The organism is Reyranella sp. (assembly GCF_017305915.1).
Taxonomy (GTDB): Bacteria; Pseudomonadota; Alphaproteobacteria; order Reyranellales; family Reyranellaceae; genus Reyranella.
In genome coordinates this window covers 131,869-149,026 of the sequence record NZ_JAFKJN010000022.1, presented here as the reverse complement: position 1 = coordinate 149,026, position 17,158 = coordinate 131,869, and the positions used below count along the sequence as shown (strand labels likewise).

General features: G+C 65.7%; 17 protein-coding genes and 1 pseudogene. 6 read left to right on the top strand and 12 right to left on the bottom strand.

The features are described 5' to 3' along the window. Window positions 1-120 (top strand): annotated as a pseudogene (locus tag J0J01_RS22255) (IS630 family transposase); the annotation flags it as partial. 204 nt (window positions 121-324) lie between these two features. Here J0J01_RS22255 and J0J01_RS22250 read toward each other — a convergent pair. From J0J01_RS22250 to J0J01_RS22225, 6 genes are read right to left on the bottom strand one after another with little or no spacing between them, the layout of a single operon-like run. Continuing rightward, window positions 325-1,380, bottom strand: a complete 1,056-nt coding sequence (locus tag J0J01_RS22250) for a transketolase C-terminal domain-containing protein (RefSeq protein WP_296384682.1) — start codon at window positions 1,378-1,380, stop codon at window positions 325-327. Beyond that, window positions 1,377-2,351 carry a thiamine pyrophosphate-dependent dehydrogenase E1 component subunit alpha gene (locus tag J0J01_RS22245; RefSeq protein ID WP_296384679.1) on the bottom strand — a complete coding sequence of 325 codons (975 nt, stop codon included), beginning with the start codon at window positions 2,349-2,351 and terminating at the stop codon, window positions 1,377-1,379. Before J0J01_RS22245 ends, J0J01_RS22250 begins: the two co-directional genes overlap by 4 nt. Then, a complete protein-coding gene (locus J0J01_RS22240) occupies window positions 2,348-3,007 on the bottom strand; it encodes a class I SAM-dependent methyltransferase (protein WP_296384678.1) in 660 nt (219 codons plus the stop codon). Before J0J01_RS22240 ends, J0J01_RS22245 begins: the two co-directional genes overlap by 4 nt. 6 nt (window positions 3,008-3,013) lie before the next feature. Then, entirely contained in the window at window positions 3,014-4,012 is a 999-nt protein-coding gene (locus J0J01_RS22235; RefSeq protein ID WP_296384676.1) for a GDP-mannose 4,6-dehydratase, read from the bottom strand. A 6-nt stretch (window positions 4,013-4,018) separates the two neighbouring features. Continuing rightward, window positions 4,019-4,603 (bottom strand): SIS domain-containing protein, encoded by a 585-nt coding sequence (locus tag J0J01_RS22230; RefSeq protein ID WP_296384674.1) that lies wholly within the window; start codon window positions 4,601-4,603, stop codon window positions 4,019-4,021. Continuing rightward, the gene (locus J0J01_RS22225; protein ID WP_296384672.1) at window positions 4,600-5,538 is read right to left on the bottom strand and encodes an SDR family oxidoreductase; all 939 of its coding nucleotides are present in this window, start codon (window positions 5,536-5,538) and stop codon (window positions 4,600-4,602) included. Before J0J01_RS22225 ends, J0J01_RS22230 begins: the two co-directional genes overlap by 4 nt. Window positions 5,539-5,695: 157 nt before the next feature. Between J0J01_RS22225 and J0J01_RS22220 the strand changes: the two genes are divergently transcribed. From J0J01_RS22220 to J0J01_RS22200, 5 genes are all read left to right on the top strand, one after another. Then, window positions 5,696-6,706 (top strand): lysylphosphatidylglycerol synthase transmembrane domain-containing protein, encoded by a 1,011-nt coding sequence (locus J0J01_RS22220; RefSeq protein ID WP_296384670.1) that lies wholly within the window; start codon window positions 5,696-5,698, stop codon window positions 6,704-6,706. Next, window positions 6,703-7,200, top strand: coding sequence for a hypothetical protein (locus J0J01_RS22215; RefSeq protein ID WP_296384668.1), 498 nt, complete (start codon window positions 6,703-6,705; stop codon window positions 7,198-7,200). Before J0J01_RS22220 ends, J0J01_RS22215 begins: the two co-directional genes overlap by 4 nt. Window positions 7,201-7,202: 2 nt before the next feature. Then, window positions 7,203-7,703, top strand: coding sequence for a hypothetical protein (locus J0J01_RS22210; RefSeq protein ID WP_296384665.1), 501 nt, complete (start codon window positions 7,203-7,205; stop codon window positions 7,701-7,703). Next, window positions 7,700-8,449, top strand: a complete 750-nt coding sequence (locus J0J01_RS22205) for a glycosyltransferase family 2 protein (protein WP_296384663.1) — start codon at window positions 7,700-7,702, stop codon at window positions 8,447-8,449. Before J0J01_RS22210 ends, J0J01_RS22205 begins: the two co-directional genes overlap by 4 nt. 95 nt (window positions 8,450-8,544) lie before the next feature. Further along, complete coding sequence (locus J0J01_RS22200; RefSeq protein WP_296384685.1) at window positions 8,545-9,882, top strand: IS1380 family transposase; 1,338 nt, start codon at window positions 8,545-8,547, stop codon at window positions 9,880-9,882. A gap of 173 nt (window positions 9,883-10,055) precedes the next feature. On the opposite strand, the gene J0J01_RS22195 is transcribed toward J0J01_RS22200, so the two are convergent. The 6 genes from J0J01_RS22195 to J0J01_RS22170 all read right to left on the bottom strand — a co-directional run bounded on the left by J0J01_RS22195 (window position 10,056) and on the right by J0J01_RS22170 (window position 17,121). Further along, window positions 10,056-10,862 (bottom strand): SDR family NAD(P)-dependent oxidoreductase, encoded by an 807-nt coding sequence (locus tag J0J01_RS22195; RefSeq protein ID WP_296384661.1) that lies wholly within the window; start codon window positions 10,860-10,862, stop codon window positions 10,056-10,058. Beyond that, the gene (locus J0J01_RS22190; protein ID WP_296384660.1) at window positions 10,859-11,575 is read right to left on the bottom strand and encodes an SDR family NAD(P)-dependent oxidoreductase; all 717 of its coding nucleotides are present in this window, start codon (window positions 11,573-11,575) and stop codon (window positions 10,859-10,861) included. Before J0J01_RS22190 ends, J0J01_RS22195 begins: the two co-directional genes overlap by 4 nt. A 4-nt stretch (window positions 11,576-11,579) precedes the next feature. Continuing rightward, window positions 11,580-13,571, bottom strand: a complete 1,992-nt coding sequence (locus J0J01_RS22185; protein ID WP_296384659.1) for a cobalamin-dependent protein — start codon at window positions 13,569-13,571, stop codon at window positions 11,580-11,582. Window positions 13,572-13,666: 95 nt separating this feature from the next. Next, on the bottom strand, window positions 13,667-14,386 hold the full coding sequence (locus J0J01_RS22180) for a nucleotidyltransferase family protein (RefSeq protein ID WP_296384657.1): 720 nt from the start codon (window positions 14,384-14,386) through the stop codon (window positions 13,667-13,669). A 7-nt stretch (window positions 14,387-14,393) separates the two neighbouring features. Continuing rightward, window positions 14,394-15,866: a PfkB family carbohydrate kinase gene (locus J0J01_RS22175; protein ID WP_296384656.1), complete on the bottom strand. Its 1,473-nt coding sequence runs from the start codon at window positions 15,864-15,866 to the stop codon at window positions 14,394-14,396. Between the two features lie 130 nt (window positions 15,867-15,996). Then, a complete protein-coding gene (locus J0J01_RS22170; RefSeq protein WP_296384654.1) occupies window positions 15,997-17,121 on the bottom strand; it encodes a hypothetical protein in 1,125 nt (374 codons plus the stop codon). Window positions 17,122-17,158 lie beyond the last annotated feature (37 nt).

Genomic DNA, 17,158 nt, shown 5'->3' with positions numbered 1-17,158 from the left:
GAGACCGAGATCGATGCCTGGGAGCGTCAGCGCAACGCCACTGGCGCTCCCATCAAATGGATGTTCACCACCCAACGCGCACGCATCAAGCTCCTTCGAGCCTATCCAGACCCCGCCTAAGAGTCATAATCTCTGTGCAGAGGTACTAGGCGCTTGCCGGAAGGGCAGTCCGCACTCGAATCTGGCGGCGGCGACCGGACGCTTCCGATGCCGATTCCATAAGGGTTTTCTTAGGAACCCGGATCAGGCACCACCCCTCGGCCGACGCACCGGACGTGAAAGCGCAATTACCCTGGGGGGCCGGAAATTTAATCCGCGACCATCTTAAAACGGTCCCTTGAACCAGTCGCCCGGGACGTCGTGCGGATGGGTTCGGGCCTTGGCCAGCGATGCCCATTCGGCGGGCCGCCCGGCGACCTCGGCGATTACCTGGGCGATGTGCTCGGCGCGAACGTGATAGTGCTCAGTCAGCGCCGGGCTGGTCGCTTCCGGTACATCGGGCATCGCCAGCCGCCGCGGCGGCGCGCGCAGGTGCTTCCAGCACGCTGTCGTGACATGGGCCACGACCTCGGCCGAGAGACCGCCCGTTTCATAGCCGGTGTCGAGGGCGAGGAGCCGGCCGGTGCGGCGTACCGAGGCCTCGATCATCGGCCAGTCGATCGGGCGTACCGTCCGCAGATCGATGAGATCGCAGGTGATCTGCTGGCTCGCCAGATGGTCGACCGCATGCAGCGCCTCGGCGGTCATCAACGACATGCCGACCACGGTCACATCGGCGCCCGAGCGCACCAGGCGCGCCTTGCCGAGCGGCGTGCGGTAATCGCCGGGCGGCACGTCGCCGGTCACGTTGTGCAGCCAGCGATGCTCGAGGAAGATCACCGGATCGTCGTCGAAGATGCTGGCCAGCAGCAGGCCCTTGGCGTCCTCGGCGGAGGTCGGCATCACCACCTTCAGGCCGGGGATGTGCGCGAACCAAGCCTGCAGGCTCTGCGAATGGGTCGGCCCCTGCCCCCAGCCGCGGCCGATGATCATCCGGATGGTGATCGGAACGCCGCGCTTCCCGCCGAACATGAAGCGCCACTTGGCGGCGTTGTTGACGATCTGGTCGAGCGACAGCAGCGCGAAGTCGAGCCGCTGGTGGGTCAGCACGGGACGCAGGCCGCCGAGAGCCGCGCCGATTCCGATGCCGGTCATCGCATTCTCGGAGGTCGGCATGTCGAACACACGCTGCTCGCCGAACTTGCGGTGAAGATCGAGCGTGGTTCCGAACACGCCCTTGGGATCGGTCGTGCCCAGGCCGTAGACGATCACGGCCGGATCGAGCTCGAGCGCGACCGCCAGCGCGTCCCGGATCGCCGCGGCGAAGGTCGTCGCCGTCATGGCTCGACACTGTAGATATGAGCGAAGGCCTCGCCCGCCGGCGGCACCGGCGAGGAGTCGGCAAACGCGAAGGCGGCCGTCACTTCCTCGCGCAAAGCAGTGGTCGCCGCCGCCATCCACGCATCGTCGACCGTTCCTTCCTGCCGCAGGACGCCGCGGAAAAGGTCGATCGGATCGCGCTGCCGCCAGGCTTCGAACTCTTCGACCGTCCGATAGCCGATGTCGTTGTCGTAAAGCGGGCCGCAATGCTCGCGCCAGCGATAGGTCGAGAGCTCGACGAACTGTGGGCCGGCGCCGCCCCGCAGCCGGCTCACCGCCCCGTCGATCAGCGCATGGCAGGCGCGTACGTCATTGCCGTCGCCGCTCACCGTCATCAGGCCGATGCCCTTGGCAACGCGCTCGAGCGGCCGGTCGAGCGGCTGGCGAACCGACAAGGGTGAGTACACCGAATAGAGGTTGTTCTCGCACAGGAACAGCACCGGCAGCCGGCGCAGAACCGCGAAGTTCGCCGCCTCGTAGAAGACACCGGTCTCCAGCACCGCGTCGCCGATGAAAATGCAGACCACGTCGTCTTTTCCGCGGAGTTGCAGCGACAGGGCCAGCCCGACCCCGACCGGCACGGTGCCGCCGACGATCGCCGTCGAACCCATGAAGCCGACGCGCTCGTCGACCAGATGCATCGAGCCGCCCTTGCCCCCGGAGCAACCGGTCGCCTTGCCGTAGATCTCGGCGATCATCGCCGGCAGGTCGCCGCCCTTGGCGAGATAGTGGGCGTGCGCGCGATGGCCACTGACCGTGAGATCGCTGTGGCGTAGCACCAGACCGGCCGCCGCCGAGGGCGCCTCCTGGCCGATCGACAGATGCACCGGGCAGCGCATCTTCCATTCGGCATAGCGATCCGCGATCGTCTCCTCGACGATTCGGATGCGCATCATCTCGCGCAGCAGGCGGCGCGACAGGTCAGGGCTCATGGGATGAACCAGTAATAATCCCCGGTATAGCCTACCGAAGCGAAGAAGGCCTTCCATTCGTCGACATGCATCATGGTCAGGGCCGTCAGGTTCCATGCCTCCATACGCTGTCGCTGGTCATCGTTGCGATAGGCGTCGACTGTCACGAATGCACCGCGACGAGCCACCCGCTCGATCTCGCGCAACGCCACGCCACAGAGCTCACGCTCCAGATTGTGGACGGTGTTGATGCAGATGACGACGTCGAACGACTTGTCGGGAAACGGCAGCTTGGCGGCATTGCCGGCCTGCACGTGCGGCTTCATGTCGGGTAGCGCGTTCTCGATGGCATAGTCGGAGATGTCGATGCCCTTGACCGTCAGGCCGGGGATCAGCTCCGCCATGTCGTGCAACATGAATCCTTTGGCGCAGCCCACGTCGAGTACGGAGTCGCCGGCTTTCAGGCCGAAATGGGACTGGAAGGTCGGCACGACGGGCTGCCAGAAGCGCGGATGATACGAGAAGCCGCCATAGCCGGTGTCGCGGCTGCCGTCGAAGAACTCCTTTTCGAAACGACGGGCGATCACCCGGACCTCTTCCGTCTTGGTCTGGCCGCGCTCCTCGACGTTGCGCTTGGTGCGGGGGTAGTTCGCCAGCAGATCGATTTCCGCGCCCATGAATCCTCAAGCCTTGTGAATATACGCCGACGGCAGGCGCTGCAGATCGTCGAGATTGCGGTCGACCCAGTCGACGGTCTCGTCGATCCCGGCTTCGAGCGACACCTTGTCCTGCCATCCCAACTCGCGCCGGATCTTGGCGCTGTCGAGGCGATAGGCGGCATCCTTGCCGGGTCGGTCGTCGACGATGTCGACGACATCGGAGAAATTCACCGCGAGCCGCCGGCAGATCATCTCGACCAGCTCGCGGATCGACACGATCCGCTCAGGAGAGATGTGGTAGGCATCGCCATTGTGGCCGTGCAGGGCGACGCGGCGCGTGGCGTCGGCCACGTCGGCGACATGCACGAAGGCGCGCTCCGACCGTCCTCCGCCCTGGAGCTGCAGCTTGCGGCCGGTGCGGATGAAGAAGACCGTCCGCGGCACGATGCGATAGAGCTGCTGGCCGGCGCCATAGACGTTCGCGGCGCGCGTATAGACCACGGGAAATCCGTAGGTGGCATGGAACGTCCGCAGGCTCATGTCGCCCGCGGCCCGCGACACGGCATAGGGCGTGCTGGGATTGAACGGGGCATCTTCGCCCACGAGCCCCGACGTGCTGCCGTACACTTCCGGCGTGGTCACGTGCATATAGCGGGTGAGGAAGCTCATGCGGCGCAGCCGCTCATGCAGACGGACCGTGGAGACGACGTTGGTCATGAACCACTGGTCCGGGTACTGCCAGCTCTCGGCGACCATGCTCTGGGCCGCGAAGTTGACCACGTGAGAAGGCCGCTCCGCCTCCAGCAAGGCGACAATCGCCTCCAGGTCGTGATTGAGATCGAGCTGATGGAAATGGAACGCCCGTGCGTCGCCGTCCCAGCGGTACGGCAGGAAGGCCGGATGAGGCTCCGGCGAGCGGCTGATGCCGATGACCGGGTGCCCCTCAGCCAGCAGGTGACGGACGAAGCCCGCGCCGGAGAAGGAATTGCTGCCAATGACGAAGAAGCGCTCGGAAGTCGACACTGACGGTCAAGCGCCCCGGTTGGCGTAGAGCCACTGCATGACCATGTGGCCCACGACCAGCTGCAGATCTTCGGAGATCTGCATGTCGTCAATCGGGAAGTGGATGGGAACATCCGCCATCTGCAGCGCCTTGCCGCCGCTGTAGCCGAGGATGGCGAAGCTCTTCATCTGAAGGACGCGTGCCGTCTCGAGCGCCTTCAGAATGTTGGGCGAGTTGCCGCTGCCCGACAGCGCGATCAGGAGATCGCCCTTGCGGCCATAGACCTGCAGTTGGGCGGCGTAGATCTCCGAATAGTCGAGGTCGTTGGCGAGGCAGGTCAGGATCGAGCTATTGGCCGACAGGGCGTGCGCCCGCATCCCGGGGCCCTTGCCCTTGGCAATACCGTAGACGAAGTCGTTGGCCAAGTGCGTGGCATTGCCGGCGCTGCCGCCGTTGCCGCAGAAATAGACCGACTTGTCCGTCCGCCAGCAGTCGAGCATGGCGCGCGCGAGCTCGCCGACGGCACGCAGATCGGCCTGTCGCAGCGCGCCCTGAAGCCGCGCCGAGTAGTCGGCGAATTCAGCCACGGAAGGATCGGTCTGCACGTTCATCGTGCAGCCGCCCGGCTCATCCAGCGCAGGTTGTGCCAGCGGTCCTCTTCCTTGAGCACGCCACGCTGATAGGCGGCGACGATCTCGCTGATCGCGTCGTCGATCGTGTGCCGCGGCCGGAAGCCTGTGGCGAGCAGCTTGTCGGAGTTGACACGGTAGGAGCGCGGGTCGTTCGAGGGCGTGACGACGACCTCGGCGGGAATCGTGCCGACGATCCGGTTGGCAATGTCGCGAATCGAGATGTTCTCGAAGCCGGCATTGTAGATGCCGGCGAATTCCGGATGATCGAGCAGGTGCAGGTAGACGTCGGTGATGTCTTCGATATGGATGTTCGGGCGAACCTGGTCGCCGCCGAACACCGTGATCCGGCCGTTGGTCAGGGCCTGCATGGTCAGCATGTTCACCGAGACGTCGAGGCGCATGCGCGGGCTGAAGCCGCACACCGTGGCCGGCCGCACGATCTGCGGGATCAGGGCCGGCGCGTAGCTCAGCAGCACCCGCTCAGCGATCATCTTGGTCTTGTTGTATTCGCTGATCGGCTCGAGCGACAGCTCCTCGGTCACCTGCTCCTCGGTCTTGACGCCGTAGACGCTGGCCGACGAGGCATAGATGAAACGGCGGATACCTAGATGAACCGCCAGCTCGGCCAGCCGCATCGTGCCCAGCGCGCTGATCTCCCAGGTGAGCTTGGGATCGAGATCGCCGCATGGATCATTGGCGACCGAGGCGAGGTGGATGATCGCCTCGACGCCATCGAGGTCGGCGGCTGTCACCGTCCGCACGTCTCCCTGCACGATCTCGAGCGAGGGCGACGGCGCGAGACAGCTGCCGAACCACTGGATGTCGAAAGCCACGACTTTATGGCCCCGGGCGAGGAGCTTGGGAACGAGGACCGAGCCTTTGTACCCGCAAGCGCCAGAAACGAAGATCTTCATGCGGAGATTTTGCGGCTGTGTCCGGGGCGTCAAAAGGAACTTTCGCATTAGTAGCACCGCGCTTTTGACACTTCAACGCAGCGCCCCTGTGGGTGCCCGGCGCTTGCCCCCGGCATCCGATTGCCGCTAGGGTCGGCAGGCACAACTGAACGGCGGCATGCGCGGTTTTCTCATCAAGTTGGGCATCGGCGTCGTTGGCCTGCTGCTTCTGCTTTATTTCGGCTCGATCGACCTCGCTGTCCTCGGCAAGGCATTTCACCGGCCGGATTTCCTGCTGCTGGCGTTCCTCTGCCTCCTGGCCACGATTCCGATGGGGGCGTGGCGGTGGTGGATGTTGCTGCGCGGACTGCAGTTCCGGGTGGCCTTCACCTGGGCGCAGAACATCACCTTCATCAGCCTGTTCTTCCACACCTTCCTGCCCGGCGCGCAAGGCGGCGATCTCGTGCGCGTGGCGATGGCGTACCGGGCTGCCGGCGGCGAATTCAGCCGCGTGATGTTCAGCGTAGTCGTCGATCGGCTGACGGGACTGACCGCGCTGCTCGTGCTCGGATTGACGACGCTGCCGCTGCTGCCCTCGGCCTACTCCCATCGGCTGATCTGGGTCGCCGCCATCGCCGTCGCCGCCGGCGCGATCGGCGTGTTCCTCGGCTTGCGATTCTCCGGGACGATCGTCCGCCTCGTCGGGCGACTGCCGGCACCGGTCGGCCCGGCTGCCGCCGCCGTCATCGGTGAATTCGCCGTCGCCCTGCAGGCATATGCCGCGCGGCCCCTCATCATCGTCGTCGCTGTGCTGATCTCGATCGTCCAATACGGACTGGTGCTGGCGGCCCTGATGCTGCTGGGCAACGCGATGGAGTTCAGGGGACTGTCGTTCTCGGGTTACATCATCGCCGGCGCCTGGTCCTTGGTCGCCAATGGCCTGCCCATAACTCCCGGCGGGATCGGCGTGGGCGAAGCGGCGTTCGGCCAGGTCGCCAGCGCCCTGGCGTCGCCGGGCAGCGGCACCGGCTTCGGCACGATCTTCCTCGCCATGCGCGTTCTGACCATCGTCCTCGGCGTGATCGCGGTCGTGCCGTGGCTGATGTACCGCAACGACGTCAGAGCGGGCCTCACTCTCGTCCGTTCGGCCGATCGGCACGAAAAGCAGGCGGTCCAGGGGGCCAAGTGAACGGTCTGCTCCTCGGCGTCCTTGCCTCCATCCTCGCCATCCTGCTTCACGTGCTGTCGCTGCGCCGACTCGGCGCGCGTTGGCGCTTGCCCTCGCTCATCGCCCTGCTTCTGCTCTGCCTCGGATTGCTCGCGCGATTCGGCCTTCGCGATGGCCCCCTCACCCTCGAAGATGCGTTCGTAGCCCTCGTCCTGGCGATGAGTTTCGGGCTTTGCTACGCCCTCCTGCTGAACGGCGTGATCCACGACAGCCCCACGCTCGCGCTCGTCAATGCCATCCAGTCGCATGAGCCGGAAGGCATGCCGATCGATGCCTTCGCTGCCTTCGTGGCCCGCCATCCCTTCGTCAAAAGCCGCCTCGACGCCCTGATCGATGCCCGGCAGCTGGTGGTCGACGGCGACAGCCTGATCCTCACAGGCAGGTCGAGCCGCCTGGTGCAGCTGGGCGATGCCTACCGGCGGTTGCGCGGCGACCATTCGACCGAGGCCGGCTAGACATGACCGGTCTGTTCGCCGCCGGCGTCGGCATCGTCTTTGCGCTCCTGTTCGACGTCCTCTCCTCACGCGCCGGATTGTCGCGCGTCGCCTCGTACGGCGTCAGCCTCGCCGGCGGCGCAGTCCTGTCGATCATCGCCGTGACCGTCCTCGGCGAGGCAGCGCCGGCGGCGTTCGCCGTCGCCGTTCTGGCCTACAGTGCCTGGTGGTTCATCGCGCTGAACTTCATCCAGGCACTCGAATCGTCCCTGAGAGTCCGCCTGGTGCGCGAAGTGATGGCCACAGGCGGACGAATCCCGATCGCCCGGCTCCAGGCCCGCTACAACGACCGCTCGTTGCTGGGCCTGCGGCTCGATCGCCTGCGCAATGCGGGTGCAGTCGTGGAACGGGAAGGTCGCCTGTTCGTCGTGTCACCGGGCCTGCGCGCGGTCGCGGGCTTCTTCCGGCTGCTCAAGAAAGTCTGTGTCGGCCGTCTCTCCGAATTCGAATCGTCGCCTGCATGATCAGCTTCATCGTTCCGGCCTTCAACGAAGAGGGCAACATCCTCAAGACGGTGGAGGCGATCCTGGCGGCCACCACCGAGGCCAGGCTGGCCGACTGCGAGATCGTCGTGATCGACGACGGCAGCAGCGACGGCACATTCCGCGAGATCGAGATGGCGGTCGCCGCCCACCGCGAGGTGCGGCCCCTGAAGAATCCGGGCAACCTCGGCCTCGGGGCGTCGATCCGCGCCGGCATCGCGATGGCCAGCGGCGCATCGTTCATGGTCGTACCGGGCGACAACGACGTGCCCCCGGCCCTGATTGCCTTCATGCTGCGGTTCCGCGACGAAGCCGATGTCATCCTGACGGCGCCCCTGAACAAGGAGCAGCGCACAGTCGGGCGCAACGTGATCTCGATGCTGTACCAGATGGCTTACATGATCGTGTTCGATGTCTATGTCAGCTATCTGAACGGCCCCGGCATCTGGCCGACGGCCGCGGCGCGCGAGGCCGCACTGCGGTCACGACGGTTCAGCATCATTGCAGAGCTGAACGTGAAGCTGCTCCGCATGGGCTGCACCTTCGCGGAGGTCCCGGGCTACTTCCAGGCGGGGCCGAAGGTCCGCCGCACCGTCACCCTGCGCAATCTCTCCGAGGTGATCGTGTCCTTCGTGCGACTTGCCATCGACGTCCGGATCCGCAACCGGCCACGCTTCGCCAAGCGGCCGACCCGCAAGCAGATCGATTTCGTTTCCCGCCTGTCCTAGCCCGGATATCTCACGGAGTTGAGGTGCATCGGAGCACGGGCTTTGAGAAAGTTGTTGTGCAGCAACGACTTCACTCTGTCCCAGGAAGAGCTCCGATGCGAACAGACTGTAGCGCGGATTTGTTTGGTTTTGAACCTGTGGAAGGGCGCCGACTGGAGGCGGCGTTCGACGGCGGGCGGATGACGTCGGACGCGGGAGCGCTGCTTCTGGGGCGGGCGGACCGGCGTCTTGGATTGCAGCGTCGGTTCGCGGCGTGCTTCGTCGACGGCCGGTCGCCGCATACTGTGGAGCACACGATCGAGCGACTGGTGGGTCAGCGGGTGATGGGGATCGCGCTGGGCTACGAGGACGTCAACGACCACGACGAGCTTCGGCATGACCCGGTGCTGGCGGCGACGCTGGGCCGGCTGGCGGGGAAGTCGACACTGAACCGGCTGGAGCATGCGCCGGTGAGCGACGGGGAGCGGTATCACAGGATCGGCCATGTGCCTGAGGCGGTCGAGGCGCTGCTGGTCGAGGTCTTCCTGGAAGCGCATCAGCGGCCGCCCGAGGAGATCGTGCTCGATCTCGACGCGACCGACGATCCGATCCACGGCGAGCAGGAGGGCCGGTTCTTCCACGGCTACTACGGCGGCTACTGCTACCTGCCGCTCTACGTCTTCTGCGGCCGGCACCTGCTGGCCTCGAAGCTGCGGCGTTCGAACATCGACGGCTCGGCCGGGGCGCGCGAAGAGGTCGAGCGCATCGTCGGGCAGATCCGCCGCCGCTGGCCCGAGGTGCGGATCGTGCTGCGTGCCGACTCGGGCTTTGCGCGCGATGCCCTGATGGCCTGGTGCGAGCAAAACCGCGTCGATTACCTGTTCGGCCTGGCGCGCAATGCGCGGCTGGTCGCCGAGATCGCCGAAGCCGCCGAGGAAAGTATCGCCACCCAGGTTCCGGCGCGGCGCTTCAAGGACTTCCAATGGACGACCCTCGACAGCTGGAGCTGCCGCCGGCGGGTTGTCGGCAAAGCCGAGCACACCCAAGGGGAAGCCAATCCCCGCTTCGTCGTGACCTCGCTCGGCCAGCAGCGCGCCGATGCCCGCACCCTCTGCGAAGACCTCTACTGTGCCCGCGGCGAGATGGAGAACCGCATCAAGGAATGCCAGCTCGACCTCTTTGCAGATCGCACCTCGACGGCCACCATGCGCGCAAACCAGCTCCGCCTGTGGTTCGCCTCGATGGCTTACGTGCTGCTCGAAGGGCTGCGCCGCATCGGTCTGCAAGCGACCAAGCTCGCCGATGCGACCTGCGGCTCGATCCGCCTCAAGCTCCTCAAGGTCGGCGCCCTCGTCCGCATCAGCGTCCGGCGCGTCAAGATCGCCATGGCGTCGAGCCATCCGCGCCAGCGCGACTGGGCAATCGCCTATGCCGCACTCGGCGCCGCGCCCTGACACGGACCAGACAGCGCATAGTCGACAGCACACCTCAGGCGACGCCGCCAAGGGCGGCCACCCTTGGCGCGTCCGCGTGATGCCACGAACCGACCCAACGCGCCCGCCAACCCGCACCAGCTTCTCGACGCCTTCAAAAACATCGACGTTCCAGACGCCGTGAGATATCCGGGCTAGCTTCCCGCCGCCTTGAAGGCGCGCAACGCCGCACCGAAGACCTCGTTCAGCGTCAGCCCGCCATCGACCACCAGCACCTGGCCGGTGATATAGGACGACTGATCGGAAGCGAGGAACACGACGACCTGAGCGATGTCCGCGCCGCGGGCGGCGCGCTTGAGTGGGACGATTTCCTCGACGATCCGCTTGTGCACCGGGTCATCGGTGAGCTTGCGGCCTTCGTCGCGATCGACCAGACCCGGCGCCACCGCGTTCACCCGAACGCCATGCCCGCCGCAGCGCACGGCAAGCCATCGGGTCGCCTGGTCGAGCGCCGCCTTGGACGCGTGATAGGCCAGCGATCCCTGATCGACGGCGACATCCTGCCCGAGAATCGACGAGACATTGATCACGGCGCCGCATCCGGATGCGGCGAGATCGGGCAGAACGGTATCGACGATCGCCAGCGCCGCGCGCAACACGACGGCATCATGTGCCGGCCAGTCCGCGCCGAGAACGCGGCCGATCATCGATCGATCGCGCCCAGGTGCCGCGCAGTTGACGACGATATCGACGCCGCCGAGCCAATCCCGCGCCGTCCGCGAGGCCTGCCGGCAGGTCTCTTCCGATGAGAGATCGGCTTCCACGACCTTGGCCGGGCCGCCCAGCTCGCCAACAAACGTGCTGGCCTTGGCTTCCTGGAGATCGAGGATGGCGACCCGGCAGCCGGCAGCGACCAGGCCGCGCGCGATCGCCGCGCCAATGCCTTGTGCGCCGCCTGTCAGGATCGCGCGACGGCCTTCCAGCGGACGGCCGGCCGTCATTGCGGCGGCCTGGCGGGTCGGAGCTCGACCCAGTTCAGGGAAGACCGGGACCCCGCCGACAGCATCGCCTCGACGGCGTGCGCAACGTCGTCCGGCTGGAGATGCCAGTCGGCCGGCGCCGTGCCGCCAAGGCCGGTCGCCACCGTCCCCGGCGCGACCAAGCCGACACGGATGCCGTGCGGGCTGAGATCGAGGAACAGGGCCTCCGTCATGCCCATCAGGCCGAATTTGGTGGCGTTGTATCCGACGCCGCCGAGGAACGAGTAGCGCCCCGAGCGGCTCCCGAGATTGACGATGTCGGCCGGTTGCCGCTCCGCGGCCGCCGCCTTAAGCGCCGGCAGCGCCGCGTGGCAGCAGTTGAAGACGCCGGTGAGGTTGGTGTCGACGATCTCGGCCCACATCACGGGCTCGATCTGCTCGAAGTCCCTGATGAAGGCGATACCGGCGCTGTTCACCAGCCCATCCAGCCCGCCGAGACTTTCCGTGGCGCGGGCGATCATGCTCTTCACGTCGGCGAGGTCGCGCACGTCACAGGCGGCGCCCGTCACATCCCGGCGTCCTTCGTGCCCGGAAAGGCCGCGCAGCGCCGCGGCCAGCCGTTCGCGGTCGCGGCCGCAGATGAATACGGCATGGCCGGCGGTCCACAGACGGCGGGCAATGGCGAGCCCGATACCGGCCGTTCCACCGGTGACGACAATGCGGCGAGTCGGCACGATCCTAGGCGACCTCGGCCCGCCGGAAGACGCGGTGCACGTGCGGATAGCGCATCAGCATCTTGCCCAGACCGTCGTGGGTCTTGCCGAACTCCCGCACGTACTCCGACAGTTGGTCCCGCTGCGCCGGCGTATGTGCGATCCGGAAATGGCCGGGCTCTCCGCCAAAGGACACGGCGGCGGGCGGGAGCGCAAAATTCGCACGCTCCTGCGCCTTCATATCGAAACGGAACACCCCCTCGATCACGGAATCGAAGTCGGTCAGGTTCACTTTGCGCATCCGGCTGAAGAGCTTCAGCTCGCCGAGGAATTCCGCCATGGCCGCGTCCAGCCGGCCGAGCTCGGCCAGCCACGCGCGTAGCTCCGCGAACAGCACGTCGTTGAGCTCGTCGAACAATGCGAAGAAGGCGCTCGCCTTGCCCATAGACATCTCGTTGGTGCCGCGCTCGTCGCGCAGCATCTCGTCGATGTTAGCCTCCACCCACGCGCTGAGAGATTCGCGATCCGGCCAGAGGCGCGCCGACATGCCGCGCGAGAACTCGTCATACAGCCGGGTGATGCCGGGCGTGAAGCTGCGGCGCTTGTCGAAGAACCGCATGATGAAGTCGAACCACGACAATCCCTGCGCAGCGCATACGCCCTGGATTTCGGCGTAGACCTTGCCGTTGTGGAGGATCTCGACGGTGAGATCCATCTCGCGGCAAGTGACGTAGTCGTCGTAGGACAAGGTCGAGTTTTCGACCAGGATCTCCTCCGATTCGACGGCCACGAAGCTGCGGCCGGCGAGCTCATAGCGGCCGAACGAGCGCGGCATGATGCGATGCTTGGACTTCATCGCGAACTGCCGCCGCGTGCTCGGCGTGTTGAGCTTGGTCTGCGGCAGCATGATCAGCTGATACATGCGAATGTTATCGAAGTTCGCCTGCACCGTGTCGCGCAGCGACTGGCGATGGGCCGCGACCGTTTCCCCCGGCAGGCCGAGGATCAGCTCGCTGTAGGTGCCGGTATCGGCTTTGTTGGCGAGCAGGCCCGCCCCGCTCAGCTTGTCGAGCGAGATGTTGGAACGCTCGACGTTGGCCAGCACCGTCGGATCGGTCGACTGCAGCGATGCCGCCATGTTCAGCGCGCCGTTCAGCATCTGGGCGATCTCGATCACCCGCTCCTTCTGGTTCTTGCCGGTCGAGACGTGGATGTAGCGCGGATAGTTGTGGCGCTTCTGGCTTTCGGCGATCAGGCGGGCCTTCTCGAAGTCCGGCTTGAACATGCCGAAATTGGCATCGCTGATATAGAGGTCGCGCGGTCCGCGGACGCGCTCGGCGATGTAGTTCAGCTCCTCTTCGAGCGAGGCGACGCGCTGCTCGACCACATTGTAGTAGGCGGCCCCTTCGGTGCAGAAGGTGCAACGGAAAGGACAGCCGCGCGTCGTGTGGATCATCGGCGCCAGGTTCTCGTCGAAGAACTTGTCCATCAGCCCCATCACGTAGGGTGACGGCAGCAGCTCCAGCTCGATCCTCGGCAGATCGGGGCCGATCACGATCTCGCCGTCGACGGCATAGTGGCAGTTGGGCAACTCCCGTCGCGAGCGCTTGACCGCCGCCGCGTCGAAATCGGCCTCGGCCAGGGCATCCACGAGATCGACGAAGGCCGGCTCGCCTTCGCGCACGATGTAGAAGTCGATCAGCCCGTACCGCCGCCAGAAGTCCTCGACCTCCTCGTCCTCGAGGCCGTAGTTGGGGCCGCCGAAGACGATCACGGTGCGCGGCCACAGCTCCTTGATGACGCGCACGAACTCGTATTCGAGATGGAAGTTCCACGAGTAGTTTGCAAAGCCGATGATGTCGGGGGGGCGCCGCTCCAGCGCCGCGGCGAAGTCCTCCGGATACTTGAAGAGCTCGATATCGGCCTTTCCCGGACGCTGCTGCCGCAGGTAGCCGCCGATAAGACCGATCGAAAGCGGGAAAACGTTTGAGGACAGCACCAGACCCCGATGGGTCAAGTCCGCGAGGTAGATGGTTGCCTTCCGCGTCATACTCCAGCTTTCTGCGGCCAGTGCCTCGCAAGTGATACCATCGCCCGCCCACCGGTTCCAGTTCACGCCCTCGAACGATCCCGTCCCGGAAAATGCGTGCGCGCCCAAGCAAGCGCTTCGTTTGTACCAATATCCATGAAAAAGCCACCGTATTCGACGGCCAGGATGCGGGGCAGAAGAGCTGGGATGATCTCGGTCGACAAATCCACGACCGGCCGGCCGATCGCCGCGATCCGTTCCACGACTTCCGGTTCGAAGACATAGACCGCCCCATTCGCCAGATTCCCGGGTGGATTCGCGACCTTTTCGTGAAACCCGACGACGCATGCCCGGGCGTCCAGCTCGAGGATGCCGCAGGTGCTGGGCGTCGGCGTGCGGAAGGCCAGCATGGTCATCGCTACCGATCCGCGGGCCGCGAGGTGCGGATCGATGATGTGCGACACGGGCGCGTCCGTGAGGTTGTCGGCATGTGCCACGAAGACCGGCCCCTCGCCCAGCCAGGCGCGGTTTGCCAGCACCGTGCCGCCGGTGCCGAGCAGGCTAGGCTCATGTACCAGATCGATGCGGTGCCGCCACGGCAGCGAAGCGACCACATTCGTCACCTCGTTGGCCAGATGGTGCGTATTGATCAACACCCGCTCGATCCGCGGGTCGGCGAAAAGTGTGTCGAGCCAGTGCGTCAGCAGCGGCCGGCCGGCGATCGGCACCAGGCATTTGGGCACGGTTTCGGTGAGAGGCCGCAGCCGGGTGCCCAAGCCCGCCGCCAACAGGAGCGCACGCATGGTTCCGTCAACCCGCCGGGTAGGCGATCTCGGTGAGCAGCTCGTTCGCCGTAAGCGGGAGGTTGCCGACGCGCGACACCTGGCAAGCGGCCGCCAGCGAACCGAGATAGGTGGCGGTCCAGATATCGGCCCCTGTCCTGAGCGCCAACGCGGTGCAGATGAAGAAGCAGTCGCCCGCGCCAGCCACGTCCTTCGGCACGGCGTTGAATGCCGGCAGGCGCTCGGTACGGTAGCTGTCGTCCTGGCGGCCGTGAATCAGCAACCCTTCGGCGCCGAGAGTGACGACGACATGTCCGGCATCCGCCGCCTTCTGCAGGCGATCGGCCAGGATGACCAGGCCGGAGTCGGCGTCGCGCAGCGCCAGCCGCGCCTCGCGCTCGGTGGGCGTGATGAGCGACATGCCTTTGAATCGGGCAATATCCGACAATTGCGACGACGCCTGGCTGTCCGCCGCCATCATCACGCCGAGCTTGCGGGCGCGGTCGGCGAGCGCCTCCACGAGACGCTGCGGCAGGCAGCCGTAGTTGAAGTCCGAGAACAGCAGCACGTCGGCATCGGCAAGAGCGGCGCCGACCGCGTCCACAAGGCGTTGCTGCTGGTCAGGCTCGATCTCGTGCTGGCGCACGTGATTAACGCGGAGCAACGTCTTGCCCCAGGCGCGGTAGCGCTGCTTGCGCGTGGTCGGCCGCGTCGTATCGACGAAGAGCTCAGCGGCAACCCCGTATCTCTGCAAGGCGTCGCGCGCGAATGTCGCGCTATCGTCGTTGCCCACCACCCCGAAGTATCGAGCTTGCGCGCCGAGGCCACGGGCGTGCGCGGCGACGATGCCGGCGCCGCCGACGAACATCTTGCTCTCGATCGGCGTCACGACGATCGTCGGATCCTCCTGCGACATGCCCAGGGGATCGCAGCTGATATATTCGTCGACGATCAGGTCGCCCACGACCACGACGCGCAGGTCGGCGAAGCGGGGCGGCAACCGGGCAAGGTCGACGATGCGGAAGCCGTTGCGCGCCGGATAGTCGGTCGGCTTGCGGATGGCCGAGAACTGGGTCTCCGAGTATTCGCGCTCGAGCAGCGATCGAGACGCGAATCGCGCCTCGCCGGAACTGAAGACCAGCCGGCCGCCATAGGCTTCGACCGCCGACTGCTCGGAATTGACCCGACCTGCGTACTCCAGGCCCTTGACGACGATCTCCGGCTTGAGGCGGGAGATGAACTGCTCGGCAGGCTCCGCAAGGGCAACAGCCTCGGCGACCGCTCCGATCGCACGAATGCCGGCGAGCCTGTCGGCCTGGGCCATGGTGACGCCGACTGTGTCGTCGGCATTGACGCCGACCACCAGAGGGCCGCCCACCTCCGCGGCAAAGCTCAGCAGGCGGAGGTGACCAGGATGCAGGATATTGAAGTTGCCCGACACGAAGACGATCGGTCCCTTGCCGTCCAGCTTGCGACGGATCTGGTCGGCAGCGCGCTGCATCTGCTCCCCGTGCTGGCTCGGTGATTGATGAAGAGGAAGAGAAGGCGCGCCTGTCACGATAGGCTCTGCGGCATCATCATGGCTCCGTCAGGCATAGCGAACTGTGCCGGGAGCTTCAAGATTCGCGCCGCTAAACAGCCACCAGGGCCTGGATCAGATACCGGAAAATATACTGATGGCGCGGCGTGTTGGGGATGCGCCGCAAGATGCCTTGCGCCAGGGCGCGGTCGCCGGCGAGCTGCGGCCGCTTGTACGCCGCCTCATTGAAGAAATTGCCAAAGCGCATCCACAGCAGGAGTCGCGGCCGCGACTGCGGGACGAGCGCGCGATGCAGCCCGTAGCCGTCGATACAGAACGATTTCCCCGCCGGCCCGTCGAAGCGTCGGGCCGTATGCTCGAACAGCTTCATCGCCAGCGGCGCGATCTCCTCGCCTCGTTCCGAAAGTTTAGCGATGATATCGGGGCCGATACCGCCTGCGCGAAGCGTTTCCTCGAACTTGTCCACCTCATGAGAGGTCTCGACGTAGTAGTGGGCGCCCTCCTCCGGACTCTCGACCGGCGTCAGCAAGGTAAACGCCACCAGGGAACGATAGTCCTCCCAGTCGCGATGAAATACCTGGGAGTATGGATGCGGCTGGCGATGGGGAAAGGACCAGAAGGCGTTGATCGAGTACAGCGTCGGTATGCAGCCGAAATAGCCCTGAGCAACGTCGAGCACCTTGTCGTGCGCCGCGAGTTCGATGATGTGCGGACTCGACCAGAGATCCAGGTAGTCGTAGCAGGCGTAGTTCTGGTCCTGCGGCACTTCATCGATCGAAGCGACACGCGTTGTCCCCATGTGGGCGTCATGGGCCAGCAGAAGCGGTTTCGACCGCAGATGCGCGTGAACGTCGGCGAGTTGCGCCGCATCCAGCCCCATGCCGAGGTCGGCACACCCCTTGTCCTGGACGCTCTTCGCCTCCAACGCCCGGGTCGACGCCGTGACCGGCCTCACTTCGGGAGGCAACACACGCTCAGCCTCAGCGAGGACGTTGGCGACGGCCACCCGGTCGGACGGATGACAGCGGCTCAACCGCACGCCGAGCCGGTGGTTCAGCTCATGAAGCTGCTCTTCATCCGTCAGCCTCTTGAATCGCGACTTCGGTCCGATTTCACCGATGGCGGTTGCTGCCGTCCTCAGGCGCGACAAATCCAGCGCCAGAGCGGCTGGCAAGCGCTCCTGCCGGGTTCCGAAAAGCCTGCTCAACAACGACATTGCCCCGTCCCCAGTCCGTCCCACGCTGCTTTTTCTT

Coding starts and splice junctions, on each gene's coding strand:
- J0J01_RS22250 (WP_296384682.1), bottom strand. CDS start 1,380: ATGACGGCGACGACCTTCGCCGCGGCGATCCGGGACGCGCTGGCGGTC.
- J0J01_RS22245 (WP_296384679.1), bottom strand. CDS start 2,351: ATGAGCCCTGACCTGTCGCGCCGCCTGCTGCGCGAGATGATGCGCATC.
- J0J01_RS22240 (WP_296384678.1), bottom strand. CDS start 3,007: ATGGGCGCGGAAATCGATCTGCTGGCGAACTACCCCCGCACCAAGCGC.
- J0J01_RS22230 (WP_296384674.1), bottom strand. CDS start 4,603: ATGAACGTGCAGACCGATCCTTCCGTGGCTGAATTCGCCGACTACTCG.
- J0J01_RS22225 (WP_296384672.1), bottom strand. CDS start 5,538: ATGAAGATCTTCGTTTCTGGCGCTTGCGGGTACAAAGGCTCGGTCCTC.
- J0J01_RS22220 (WP_296384670.1), top strand. CDS start 5,696: ATGCGCGGTTTTCTCATCAAGTTGGGCATCGGCGTCGTTGGCCTGCTG.
- J0J01_RS22210 (WP_296384665.1), top strand. CDS start 7,203: ATGACCGGTCTGTTCGCCGCCGGCGTCGGCATCGTCTTTGCGCTCCTG.
- J0J01_RS22205 (WP_296384663.1), top strand. CDS start 7,700: ATGATCAGCTTCATCGTTCCGGCCTTCAACGAAGAGGGCAACATCCTC.
- J0J01_RS22200 (WP_296384685.1), top strand. CDS start 8,545: ATGCGAACAGACTGTAGCGCGGATTTGTTTGGTTTTGAACCTGTGGAA.
- J0J01_RS22195 (WP_296384661.1), bottom strand. CDS start 10,862: ATGACGGCCGGCCGTCCGCTGGAAGGCCGTCGCGCGATCCTGACAGGC.
- J0J01_RS22180 (WP_296384657.1), bottom strand. CDS start 14,386: ATGCGTGCGCTCCTGTTGGCGGCGGGCTTGGGCACCCGGCTGCGGCCT.
- J0J01_RS22175 (WP_296384656.1), bottom strand. CDS start 15,866: ATGCAGCGCGCTGCCGACCAGATCCGTCGCAAGCTGGACGGCAAGGGA.
- J0J01_RS22170 (WP_296384654.1), bottom strand. CDS start 17,121: ATGTCGTTGTTGAGCAGGCTTTTCGGAACCCGGCAGGAGCGCTTGCCA.